11 protein-coding genes are annotated in these 11797 nt (G+C 43.7%); 2 read left to right on the plus strand and 9 right to left on the minus strand.

Annotated features, from left to right (window positions below):
* The first annotated feature begins 940 nt into the window (after positions 1 to 940).
* Positions 941 to 2380: an AAA family ATPase gene (locus tag IQ242_RS06855; protein ID WP_193959459.1), complete on the plus strand. Its 1440-nt coding sequence runs from the start codon at positions 941 to 943 to the stop codon at positions 2378 to 2380.
* Between the two features lie 266 nt (positions 2381 to 2646).
* A complete protein-coding gene (locus tag IQ242_RS06860; RefSeq protein WP_228020859.1) occupies positions 2647 to 3609 on the plus strand; it encodes a DUF4435 domain-containing protein in 963 nt (320 codons plus the stop codon).
* Between the two features lie 67 nt (positions 3610 to 3676).
* Here the strand turns inward: IQ242_RS06860 and IQ242_RS06865 are convergent, their stop codons facing one another.
* From IQ242_RS06865 to IQ242_RS06905, 9 genes are all read right to left on the minus strand, one after another.
* Positions 3677 to 4012, minus strand: coding sequence for a ribulose bisphosphate carboxylase small subunit (locus IQ242_RS06865; protein ID WP_002741682.1), 336 nt, complete (start codon positions 4010 to 4012; stop codon positions 3677 to 3679).
* A 15-nt stretch (positions 4013 to 4027) separates the two neighbouring features.
* On the minus strand, positions 4028 to 4426 hold the full coding sequence (locus IQ242_RS06870) for a chaperonin family protein RbcX (protein ID WP_108937687.1): 399 nt from the start codon (positions 4424 to 4426) through the stop codon (positions 4028 to 4030).
* 130 nt (positions 4427 to 4556) lie between these two features.
* Positions 4557 to 5972, minus strand: coding sequence for a form I ribulose bisphosphate carboxylase large subunit (locus tag IQ242_RS06875; protein ID WP_002753365.1), 1416 nt, complete (start codon positions 5970 to 5972; stop codon positions 4557 to 4559).
* 549 nt (positions 5973 to 6521) lie between these two features.
* A complete protein-coding gene (locus IQ242_RS06880; RefSeq protein ID WP_193959461.1) occupies positions 6522 to 7184 on the minus strand; it encodes a carbon dioxide concentrating mechanism protein in 663 nt (220 codons plus the stop codon).
* A gap of 131 nt (positions 7185 to 7315) precedes the next feature.
* Positions 7316 to 9274 carry a ribulose bisphosphate carboxylase small subunit gene (locus IQ242_RS06885; RefSeq protein WP_193959462.1) on the minus strand — a complete coding sequence of 653 codons (1959 nt, stop codon included), beginning with the start codon at positions 9272 to 9274 and terminating at the stop codon, positions 7316 to 7318.
* A 70-nt stretch (positions 9275 to 9344) separates the two neighbouring features.
* Positions 9345 to 9656 (minus strand): EutN/CcmL family microcompartment protein, encoded by a 312-nt coding sequence (locus tag IQ242_RS06890; RefSeq protein ID WP_002734360.1) that lies wholly within the window; start codon positions 9654 to 9656, stop codon positions 9345 to 9347.
* Between the two features lie 32 nt (positions 9657 to 9688).
* Positions 9689 to 10030, minus strand: coding sequence for a carbon dioxide-concentrating mechanism protein CcmK (locus IQ242_RS06895; protein ID WP_002733426.1), 342 nt, complete (start codon positions 10028 to 10030; stop codon positions 9689 to 9691).
* A 64-nt stretch (positions 10031 to 10094) separates the two neighbouring features.
* Positions 10095 to 10406, minus strand: coding sequence for a carbon dioxide-concentrating mechanism protein CcmK (locus IQ242_RS06900; RefSeq protein ID WP_002734613.1), 312 nt, complete (start codon positions 10404 to 10406; stop codon positions 10095 to 10097).
* A gap of 888 nt (positions 10407 to 11294) precedes the next feature.
* Positions 11295 to 11579 carry a Nif11-like leader peptide family natural product precursor gene (locus IQ242_RS06905; protein ID WP_002741693.1) on the minus strand — a complete coding sequence of 95 codons (285 nt, stop codon included), beginning with the start codon at positions 11577 to 11579 and terminating at the stop codon, positions 11295 to 11297.
* Positions 11580 to 11797 lie beyond the last annotated feature (218 nt).

Genomic DNA, 11797 nt, shown 5'->3' on the forward strand with positions numbered 1-11797 from the left:
CTTCAACAAGGATTTTAAGTCTTCTACTGACTCAGCAACATTAATATTAGGGACTCCACTCATTGCCTTTTTACCACACAAACTATACCTTTACCAAGTATGACATACTTTTTGAAAAATGGTATAACATACTTTTAAATTAAGGTATTTAAAAACATCTAAAGTAAGGGGATTAGGGTTTTATCAGATTCTTCATTCCAGCTACGGCACAACCTAGCCCAGCTAGACCCAGTGTAGCACCTCCAAGATAAAGCGTGGGTTGTACGAAAAATCTTATGAACTGATTTTGCACCTCCTTATCAGCTTTATACGTTTTGGCAGCGTTGGTAGAATCGGGCCAAGATTTAAGCGATCTTTACGCGCAGAAAACGGGTTTCTTCAAGAAACCCGTTTTCTATCAAAAAAAAGGGGCTCTTCTAGGTTCTGTGTGATAAGTTTAACTTACAATATGATCGATCGATCTTTGTGTCCTTTGTGTCTTTGTGGTTCGTTCCACCCCCTCGCTAGGAGGAATGTATCTTAGAATACATTTTACCCACCAAACCTGGGAGAGCCAAAAAAGGGAGGTCTAAGAACCCCCCTCAACAGTTAATAATTAGGGTTCTTCGTTACTTGTTATGGTTCGATAGGGGGGCATAAATCGACTAAATCCTTATCTGGCAAGAGACTTAATTGATTAGTTCGCTATAGAGCAAAAACAATTGATAAAAATCTCCAAATGTCTTTCTCTATAAGGGTTACATACCTTATACCCCCCGTCTATTGCATAACACAAACCGAAGAACCGAATTTACCAATGTCAAGGTCGATGATCGCACTAAAATAGGCTCTCTCAGTGTTAGTTATTATTACCCGCTCGGATCAGCTTAGGAAAAAACTTGAGAAAAGTTTCATATTAGATTATAATTTTCGTTTGAGACTGTCATAGGAGATTAAAGGTATGTCTCGATTTATTAAGCGTTTAGAAGCGATTGGAATACATGGAAGATTTGATATTAATCTTGATTTTCAAGATGGAGTTAATATTATTCATGGAAGTAATGGCACAGGCAAAACCACTGTATTGCATATTCTTGCTAATGCCGTAAACGAAGATTTTAGACGTTTTGGCCATTTAAAATTTCAAAAATTAACCATTACATTAGATGATGATACGGAAATATTGATAGAACAGCAGAATTCTCCTCAAACAGTAACAACAGTCTTTGTTAATAATCAAAAAATCTATTCTTACAGTTTTGCAGAATTATTAGAAGAAGAAAAGCAAGAAGAAAATAGCGAAATTTTATTCTCTCAATTCTCTCCACGTTATTATCCATCATCTTCTAAGAAGAAGCAAGATATTGACTTAAAAGCAACTTATTTCCCTGCTTTTAGAACAATGATTGAGGCATGGGCTACCTTAGATGAAAATGAAATTAGACATTTTGCCCGAAGATCACCTAATTTTAGAAAAGTTCTAAGAAGTTCCGCCAGATCAACCGAATTAGCTCGGATTCTATTTGGGAAATTTGTCCCTAGACTTGAGTATCCTTCACCGATAGAAATAGAAGAACATATTAATTCAGAATTAACAGAAGCTCAATTAAAAATTGCTAGTCTTGATAGAAATTTGCTTTCACAAGCTTTTCTTCAATTTTCTCAAGCTATTTCTCAATCATTTGAGACAGACGATAATACAAAAGAGCCAGACGAAGTTATTACAGAAATAATAGAACTTTCGGAAAAATTGCAAAATTCACCTTTTCAAGTTAATCGTGATCAATCAGATGATGTTTATAACAAATTAATAGAACAGTTGAGAGCCTTTGAATCATATCCAGAATACAAAACTATTGCTAGTAGAGTTTTATCGGTGTATAAAAGATCTCTTCAACAAAGACTAGATGCACAAATAAAAGCTTATTCTAGTATTGAAAGATATCTTGAATCAGTCAATGGATTTTTAGAGAGAAAGCAATTAAAAATAGGTTCTACAAACTCACCTCAAGGCAGAGGGAAATTAGGTGTTAAAATTGGTGATGAAGAAGATATTCATAGTCTGCAAATTTTGTCTTCTGGAGAAAGACAAGTCGTAGGTTTAATTTATGCCGCCAGTCACATGACAGGTGGTAGGGTTGTCTTAATTGATGAACCTGAAATTTCACTTCACATTGATTGGCAACGTAAATTATTACCAGAAATGGTTAAACAACTTGATGAGAAACAACTCATTATTTGTACTCATTCTGCTGTAATTGCATCCAAATATCTAGAGAGAATGATAAAACTTGAACTACAACCAACGGCAAACGCTAATATAAATACCGATACTCTTGGAAGTGAAGATCAAATCTATATACTAAATGATGATTTGGAAGACATTGACATTCCCTTTTAAAAATTTAGATAATTATCGACTTTATGAATGGATTACAGTTAACTCCTGAAGAATACGGGTTCTTCGTTACTTGGTATGGTTCGATAGGGGGGCATAAATCGACTAAACCCTTATCTGGCAAGAGACTTAATTGATTAGTTCGCTCTAGAGCAAAAACAATTGACAAAAATCGCTAAATGCCTTTCTATATAAGGGTTCCATCCCTTATAACCCCCGTCCATTGCATAACAAAAACCGAAGAGCCAGAATACGTTACTGAAATAATTATGTCAAATGATAGGTTTTTGTTGCTAGAAGGAGCCGATGATGAGGATTTTTTTACTATTATTTGTAATCTTTTAAAACAAAATGAAGCTCAGATTTCAGCAGAAAAATTATATTTATTGAAAAAAATTAATATTGATACTGCGCAGCGAATACAAGGAGAATTAGGAAATAGAGCTAAGATAGAAAAAATCTGTGATTTAGTTGCCCAAAAGCCGCCAGATGTTAACAATAGAGTTTTGGGCTTTGTTGATCGAGAATTTAGAGAATTTGAATGGAGCAATGATTTAAAAGATCATATTAAAACTCATAAAATTAACAAGAGATTAATTTGGAGTAGAGGTCATTCAATTGAAAACTATTTTTTTGAAATATCAACGTTGAAAAAGGCATTCAACGATTATTTAGTCAGTAGTTTTTATCAAGAAGCATTTGAAATTTTTGAATCTAAATTTGAGCATACTCTCAGAATAGCTTGTGCTTTGAGTTTAGCAGGTTTATCAGAAAATTTACTTACGCCTATTGCTACATCAGTAAATTGGCAGTGTATAGATATCACCTCCACATCTCTGAAAATTGATTTAGAAGAATGGGGTAAGATATTGAATAAAAAACTCAAACTAGATCAACTTCGGATTCAAAAGCTATTTAATAAATTTGAAGTCTATTTGAATATGACCAATCAATGTGACATTGAAACCTCAAGATGGTTATCTCATGGACATATAGGATTTAATTTTATGTTTGTTGTTTATAGTAAATGTCTTTATATAACAGCCTCAGACTTATCGGATCCTCGGAAAAATCCTAGTCAAGAAGCCGAGAAAGTTAATCAATATAAAGACACACGCTTCCGCACAGTAGCAAATGCTTGGGTTAGAAATCAATCTGTAGAATTTCAAGGTAATAACCTTAATGATTTTCCAATCAAGTGTTTTTGGATGTTAATCAACGATTTTCAATAACAAATGATAGAAAAAAAGGGAGGTCTAAGAACCCCCCTCAATAGTTAATAATTAGATGACAGCTAAATTAGTAGCGGCCGGCATTGGGTTTATGAACAATAAAGCTCATGGTTTGACATTGTTTGATGTTGTCAAAAGCGATAACGCGGATGTAGCAATCAGAATATTCAGTGCGGCACTCGCGAACTTCATTAAGAACTTCTTGGGGGCCAGAAACAGAGAATAAAGGCAGTTTCCACATCGTCCAATGATAATCTGCGGGTTTGGGATCTTTTTCAAATTCCACAGCAGGAATATAACCCTGATCGATCATGTATTGAATTTGTTTAGCAATTTGTTGATCGGTGAGGGGGGGCAAGTAGGAGAGGGTTTCGTAACGCTTCTCTTTAGGTAAAGTTTTCATGGGTTTCTTGATTCCTTATGGGTTGGGTAGATCATCAACATCGAGATTTAATTCCGATGTCTCTGGTTGACTTATAGCAGTACGGGTGAGACGTTCCAAAAGTTGCCGACGATGTTCGGTATTGTCATTAATAATTGCCGTTTTTACCATCTCTGGCAAGAACTCTAAAACCTGTTCGGCTAAATGTTCTCTTACCGTCATGATCCGCAAAACTAACTCTTTATTCTCAGTCATTAACCCCGCAATATAGGCCTCGCCATCCTGAATGGAATGGCTAGAAGTATAGTGACTCAGCCAAATAGCTAAAGTGGGATTAGTTTCTGACAATTGATCGATAATCGTGCGAACCGCTTGGTAAGTTAGGTAACTTTGTAAGACTTTCGCGGTATCTTGAGCAACTTTTTTCGGATACATTTTATACAGTTTTCAGTTATTGGCTAGGCAGTTATCAGTGTTGAAATTCTAGCGACTGCTTGCCGATTTTGGGCAAGTCCCCGGCATTATTTTGCACCGATAACTGCTAACAACCTTCTGAAGGGCTGTATTAGAGGGTATCCATAGCCTCGAACTCGAATTTGATTTCTTTCCAGAGTTCGCAAGCGGCAGCCAGTTCAGGACTCCAACGGCAAGCTTCCCGGATAACGTCGTTACCTTCGCGGGCCAAGGAGCGTCCTTCGTTACGAGCTTGGATACAAGCTTCCAGAGCCACACGGTTAGCGGTGGCACCCGGTGCATTACCCCAGGGGTGGCCAAGGGTTCCACCACCGAACTGTAAGCAGGAATCGTCACCGAAGATTTCCACCAACGCGGGCATATGCCAAACGTGGATACCACCAGAAGCAACGGGCATTACCCCGGGTAAGGAGGCGTAGTCTTGGGTGAAGAAAATACCACGAGCGCGATCTTCTTCTACATAGTCTTCACGCATCAGGTCAACAAAACCCATCGTGATTCCGCGTTCACCTTCGAGTTTACCAACAACGGTTCCCGAGTGCAGGTGATCACCACCAGAGAGACGTAAGCACTTAGCTAAAACGCGGAAGTGGATACCATGATTTTTCTGACGGTCGATAACCGCGTGCATTGCCCGGTGAATGTGGAGCAGTAACCCTTTGTCGCGGCAGAATTTCGCCAGGGTGGTGTTAGCGGTGAAACCACCGGTGAGGTAGTCGTGCATGATGATGGGGGTTTTGATTTCGGCGGCGAATTCAGCCCGTTGCATCATCTGCTCGCAGGTAGGAGCGGTTACGTTGAGGTAATGTCCTTTAACTTCGTTGGTTTCTGCTTGGGATTTAACGATCGCCTCTTGGACAAAGAGGAAACGATCGCGCCAACGCATGAAGGGTTGAGAGTTAATATTTTCGTCGTCTTTGGTGAAGTCTAAACCACCGCGGAGACATTCATAAACGGCACGACCGTAGTTTTTAGCGGAAAGGCCGAGTTTGGGTTTGATGGTGCAACCGAGTAAGGGGCGACCGTATTTGTTTAATTTGTCCCGTTCAACGGTGATACCGTGGGGAGGACCTTGGAAGGTTTTGATTAAAGCGACGGGGAAACGGATATCTTCTAAACGGAGACCGCGCAGAGCTTTGAAACCGAAAACGTTACCAACGATCGAGGTGAGGATGTTGGTGACGGAACCTTCTTCAAATAGATCTAAAGGATAGGCAACGAAACAGAAGAACTGGTTATCTTCGTTGGGTACGGGTTCGATATCATAACAACGACCTTTATAGCGATCGAGGTCGGTTAAGTTATCGGTCCAAACGGTGGTCCAGGTACCTGTGGAAGATTCCGCCGCTACTGCCGCACCTGCTTCTTCAGGAGGAACTCCGGGTTGGGGTGTTACCCGGAAGCAAGCTAGTAGATCGGTATCTTTGGGGGTGTAGTCGGGGGTGTAGTAGGTCAGGCGGTAGTCTTTTACGCCGGCCTGGAAACCTTTGGATTTGGCTTGCACCATTGGGATTATTCCTCCATAAACTGCATGATTAGTCGCACCTGTAAAATCTCGCCGTCAACCGACATAGATTTTTCTTAAGCTCCTGTCCCCTGCTGCTAGGAGCGAAGTTAGGGAGCAATTTTCACTAATGTTTTTTTCAACTGATCATCTTAACACGAACTTTACCCTATTTTGATCATTTTTTTCTCTATCCCCAAAATTTTGATTGTTTTTTTTTCTCGGGGCGATTAGTTTCTTTAATCTGTCGTCATCTAACTTTGATAATCTATACAAAAACACAAAAAAATCAACAAAAATTTACCTGATTGACACACAGAAACTTCTGCTCATCAGGCTTTGAGCGATTAAAACTACTCTTTAATTGAGGAAGATTATCAATAATTACAACCTCAAAAAATGTCGGCAATCGCTAAAGATAAATTAGATTTTTAAGCAATTATACCCAGTACCTAGAGGACAGTTAGACAGCCGTGAACTCTAGATAAATTAGGTCTAATTACTCAGTAATTATTGTGGAGATTTTTGGCTTGTGAACGATTATTTTCCCCTTTAAGAATTAAGGTTATTGTTGCCATTAAAACGATGACGTTCTGGAAATAGCGTGACCAATAACTGATTGATATAGACCTTTCCGACCACCGATGCTTGATTCGGTCGGTTAGTAGTAGATGCTTGTTCTCTGGTTTCCGCAGGACTGGCCTCGGCGACCATTTCCTCGCCATCCCAAGGACTGGCCACGGTTTCGGCGACCATTTCCTCCACGGACGGGACTGGGGACACTTGACTGACTACGGGTTGCGGTTCCGGTAGAGGAGGCCTTTCCGGTTCCGATGGGGTTGCTGACACCTCGATGGTAATTTGACGGGAAGTATCTCCGATCAGGGAACCGGACGGCACGAGCGACATCGCTGCCACAGAAGCATTAAAAATCGTTGTGGTTGACCCGATACAGGCATTCTCACCGATTTCACCCTGACCGAGCATTAGAACACCTGTACCTAAAATTGCCCCTGCACCGATAGTAATCACACCCTGATAGGCGGTTAAAATTGTTCCCATACCCAGACAAGCACCCGCACCGATAATTATTTGGCTATTGGGGGCTGCTCGGAGAATCACCCCCGGAGCCACGATCGCACTCTCATCAATGGTTACATCACCATTAACATAGAATTCCGAGCGGCTAATAGGTTGAACAGGGGGTAAGGACATAATTGACAGTTACTCAGTGATCAGTGATCAGTGATCAGGGGTTAGGGGGTAGGGGTTAGAGTTTCGGGTATTTTTCCCGATCCACCAACACCTAACACCTATCTCCGTTCACCGCTCGCCGAGTCCTGAAATTAAGGGCGTTGAATAATCGATTCGAGAACACGACGTTTCGCTTGGGAGTCAATCCCGATCAGACGAACGTATTCCCCTTGATGGTCGCGCAGACAGGTTTCTAAAGCGGCCACCACATCGGATTCGCGACTGCTATCGATGGGGGTGCAGCTTTGCCAAGAACCGGTTTTAAAACGACGTTTATCCGCGTGTTCACTGCCAATTTTGTGACCTTGGTTCAACAAAGAACGAATTTGAGCGATCGTTTCTGCGGTTAAGGTACTGGTTAAAGTGGCCGTACCGCCGCCGGAGGAACCGGAAGCATAGCTTTTGAAACTCGGTTCAGCAACGGTGGCGGTTTTACCGTTGCCATTACTAGCCACCGAACCATCGGGACGCTGGATCACCGTTTCTAAAACCCGTTTTTTGGCTTTAGCATCGATACCGAGTAAGCGGACGTATTCGCCGCTATGTTCCCGTAAACAATCTTCCAAAGCAGTAATTACCTCGGATTCGCGATTGCTTTCGATCGGAGCGCAACTCTGCCAAGAACTGGTTTTAAACCGGCGTTTATCCGCGTGTTCGGTGCCGATTTTGTAGCCTTGGGCAAGCAGGGAACGAATTTGAGCGATCGTTTCCCCACTTAAGCTACCACTGCTGCTATAACTGGCTCCGTTACTAGCGGGGGCGCTGTAGCTGCTGGCTTTGCCGCTGCCGTTACTAGCGGGGGCGCTGCCGGGGCGGTGAATAATCATTTCGACGACGCGTTTTTTCGCTTGCGGGTCGATCCCGATCAGGCGGACGTACTCATCGCTATTTTCAGTCACGATCGCTTCAATATCGCGAATGATGCCCGCTTCGCTCTTGGTTTCGATCGCAGGTCCGGTTAACCAAGAACTGGTTTTAAACCGGCGTTTATCCGCGTGTTCGGTGGCGATTTTCAGCCCTTGGGCCAGCAGGGAACGCACTTGTACCGACAGGTCGGAATGGCCGTTACCGTTGCCATGACCGGCGTGGACGGCGGTGGTGGTGCGGGCCGGTTCTCCTGGGGTGTCTTCGGGGCGCTGGATAATCATTTCCAGTACGCGCCGTTTAGCGGCGGGATCGACTCCGATCAGGCGGACGTATTCGCCCTGTAGGTTTCTCAGGGAGGCTTCTAGGGATTGGGATACCTGTTCTTCGCGGCTGCCGTCGATAAAGCCGGCACTTAACCAAGAACTGGTTTTAAAGCGGCGTTTGTCAGCGTATTCTAGCCCGATTTTGTAGCCTTGGGAGAGGAGGGAGCGAACCTGCGCTCGAATGTTTGTATTTAAACTCATAGGTGTCACCGAATTTCTATATAGCGTCTCATTAGCGATGTTTATAGCGGCTGCTGGTGGCGGAGTCGCTGGGCTGTGGGCTTTGACCGGGACGCTGGGGGCAAGGTCGATATCGACAATGTGACGAGTGAAGGCTCGATCGATTTCTGTGACATCGGGTAAGCGATCGGCCTGTTGTTGGCTGGTGATCACGGAACCGGATGGCACGAATTTACCTGCGGGGATTTCCACGTCTTGAACGAGGGCGTGCATCATGACGATGCAATCGGCACCAATGCGGGCATTAAAGACGGTGGAGCGAAAACCGATAAAACAGCGATCGCCCACATAGGCAGGCCCGTGAATGAGTGCCATGTGGGTGATACAGCTGCCCCGGCCGATCCACACCGAATATTCTCGGCCGTCATCTCCCACCACACGGCTTTTTTCTAAACCGTGGATGATTGCCCCGTCCTGAATTTTGCTGTCGTCGCCAATGTGAAAGGGAGTTCCCTCATCGGCGCGGATGGAAGTCCCCGGAGCGATCACCACTCGCGCCCCGATCTCGATAGCGCCACTGAGGTTAGAGAAGGTGTGGACTTTGGCACTCTCGTCTATGCGCGTTTCCTCTGGGGATTTGGTCCGCTTTTTCGGACTAGCCGCCGTTGTGCGGACGACCATAGTTAGTCTTCCTCCATACTGAATTTGGCTGGCTGGTTGTTAATTAACTGTGTTTGGGTTCTATCGATGTTTAACCGGATTGACGAAATTCGTCCCTCTTGCTGTAGAGGGTGCGATTTTCTACGGTTATAGTGTCAATAATCCCCACCACCATCGCGTCAAGGGGGCGATTGTTCTGCCCGTCTTCGATCCGAGCCGCTCCTCCCCGGGACACTAGCACCCATTCATTAAGCCCCGCTCCGACAATATCACCCGCTACTTCGTATTTAGGCAAAAGTTGCCCTTGAGCGTCGATGAATTGCAAAAGCAGAAGTTTCACTCCCGTCATACTGCGAGGTTTCAGGGTGCTAACGACGGTTCCGCAAACTTTGGCAATTTGCATGGAATTTGTTTACACTAAAAGTTAGTTGCGCTCTAGATTCGTCTTAAAGGTTGCGGGTTAACACTTTCACGAAACTGTTCCACGGCTTCTGTATAACGAATGGGAAGAACGTATTCGAGGTTTTCGTGGGGACGGGCGATGATGTGGGTCGAGAGGACTTGACCACCTTTAACACGATTAGATGCCGCTTCTGTCCCCGCCGATACGGAGGCCTGTACTTCCGAAACGTCCCCCCGGACGATGACGGTGACGCGACCACTACCAATTTTTTCGTAACCTACTAGGGTTACGCGGGCGGCTTTTACCATGGCATCAGCCGCCTCGACGACGGCTGGGAAACCCAAGGTTTCCACCATGCCCACTGCAATTGACATAATATTTTTGTCTCCTAATGGTTGGCTTTCTTCGACTCTATAGATGCTGACCCCGAAACGGTGTTTAATAGCTGCGGAATTGCTCTACTTCTTCGGTGTAGCGAATGGGCAGCACGTATTCGAGGTTTTCGTGGGGACGGGCGATGATATGGGTAGATAGCACTTGTCCTCCGTTAACCCGGTTGGCGTTTTCCACTCCGGCAGCCACAGAAGCTTGCACTTCTGAAACGTCTCCCCGGACAATGACAGTGACGCGACCACTACCGATCTTTTCGTAACCCACTAGAGTCACCCTGGCGGCTTTGACCATGGCATCTGCCGCTTCCACAACGGCGGGAAATCCTAGGGTTTCAATCATTCCTACTGCAATTGGCATTTTTTTGTTCCTCGCTTGTCAAGCCAAACTAAACTATTAATCTCGTTAGCGTTATCAACTTTGTTTCAGTCAAATTCTTTCCTTGTTACTTTTCCTGCTCTAGCTTTGGTGGCAGTCGGGATCGTGGCAAGGTGGGGGTAAGACCATCCTAGATTTTATCTCGATCGTGACCGTTTTCATCCACTAATTTTATTTTCTAGGGCTGGTTGGTAAAAATTTGACGAGTCAGGCAAAATTATCAACCTAAAAAAAGCATAGGAAACTATGACACCTTTGACAATATAAAACATTATGATTATTTCTCATCTTCCGGTTAACGAAAGTTAATCATTCCTTTACTTCGCTCATCAGCCTCAGCAATTCTCAGGACATTTACGGACAAAACCTTTGCTATGACTGCATTTGCCCTTTAACTTCTCTCTTGGCAGCTCGACTGTCTCTGCCGGATTTACTGGCAGATAAAAGCCTATTTTTCCATGATTTCGGCTTTTTTATAATTTTTTTATACTATATACGGCTGGGGTTGGGGAGTGGGGGAGCCTTTGTCAGTGTTGCCAAAGGCACGGCGTAGCCGTCCAGTAAACAGTGATCAGTAAACAGTGAACAGTAATCAGTCAGGGTGAGAGCATCTCAAACGCTATTGACAATTAGCCAATTTTGTGAGCCGTTTGCTGTATAGTTACGAAATCGACCCATTTGGTCGATTTTTGCTTAACAATTGAGATGGCCAATTCTCCTCAAATATGGCTGAATCGCTCTCAGGGTAAGCAACTCACCTAAAGTTCATTTTGTCAAGGATTGTTAAGATGCGCTTACCCTGAGTAATCAGTGAACTGAAAACTCACATCTGATCACTGGTAACTGGTAACTGATCACTAATCACTGATTCTAGCGATCAATCTCACCTTCGTAGGGTTGGACACCGATCGAGGGATAATTATCGTGGTTAGGACTGAAAACTTCTAAGACTGCATGAGCTAACTTTTGGAAAAAGTCGGGACTCTCGTGCAAGGATTTAAGTGCCGCTTCTAATTCCGGACGGGAGAAATCGAAGCCTTGGGAGCGAGCTATCTCTAGTAATTGCTGAGGATCTTGGGTTGAACGCATTTTTTGACCCAATTCTTCGTTTTTAGCGGCTAAGGCAAAAAAGTCGAACACTTGATTTTTAGACATATAAATACTTTTCCTTTGATGATTAAAGGTGTGGCCTCGGCGGCGTGGAGGTTAAACTGCCTAGTATGGTTCATTTTTATCCTACCAGTCAGGAGATATCCTCAAAGCAAAAGTTTCGTTTTTCTTTGCTTGTATGGCTGAGTATGCTTTTTCTGGGGAGTGGCAAGCGGGAATTATGAATTATGAATTATGAATTGAGGAGTGGGGGTGTGGGGAAG

This window comes from Microcystis sp. LEGE 08355 (genome assembly GCF_015207185.1).
Lineage (GTDB): Bacteria > Cyanobacteriota > Cyanobacteriia > Cyanobacteriales > Microcystaceae > Microcystis > Microcystis panniformis.

Excerpts from the sequence above, each read along its gene's own strand:
- IQ242_RS06855 (WP_193959459.1), top strand. The coding sequence starts at position 941 with ATGTCTCGATTTATTAAGCGTTTAGAAGCGATTGGAATACATGGAAGA.
- IQ242_RS06860 (WP_228020859.1), top strand. The coding sequence starts at position 2,647 with ATGTCAAATGATAGGTTTTTGTTGCTAGAAGGAGCCGATGATGAGGAT.
- IQ242_RS06865 (WP_002741682.1), bottom strand. The coding sequence starts at position 4,012 with ATGAAAACTTTACCTAAAGAGAAGCGTTACGAAACCCTCTCCTACTTG.
- IQ242_RS06870 (WP_108937687.1), bottom strand. The coding sequence starts at position 4,426 with ATGTATCCGAAAAAAGTTGCTCAAGATACCGCGAAAGTCTTACAAAGT.
- IQ242_RS06875 (WP_002753365.1), bottom strand. The coding sequence starts at position 5,972 with ATGGTGCAAGCCAAATCCAAAGGTTTCCAGGCCGGCGTAAAAGACTAC.
- IQ242_RS06880 (WP_193959461.1), bottom strand. The coding sequence starts at position 7,184 with ATGTCCTTACCCCCTGTTCAACCTATTAGCCGCTCGGAATTCTATGTT.
- IQ242_RS06885 (WP_193959462.1), bottom strand. The coding sequence starts at position 9,274 with ATGGTCGTCCGCACAACGGCGGCTAGTCCGAAAAAGCGGACCAAATCC.
- IQ242_RS06890 (WP_002734360.1), bottom strand. The coding sequence starts at position 9,656 with ATGCAAATTGCCAAAGTTTGCGGAACCGTCGTTAGCACCCTGAAACCT.
- IQ242_RS06895 (WP_002733426.1), bottom strand. The coding sequence starts at position 10,030 with ATGTCAATTGCAGTGGGCATGGTGGAAACCTTGGGTTTCCCAGCCGTC.
- IQ242_RS06900 (WP_002734613.1), bottom strand. The coding sequence starts at position 10,406 with ATGCCAATTGCAGTAGGAATGATTGAAACCCTAGGATTTCCCGCCGTT.
- IQ242_RS06905 (WP_002741693.1), bottom strand. The coding sequence starts at position 11,579 with ATGTCTAAAAATCAAGTGTTCGACTTTTTTGCCTTAGCCGCTAAAAAC.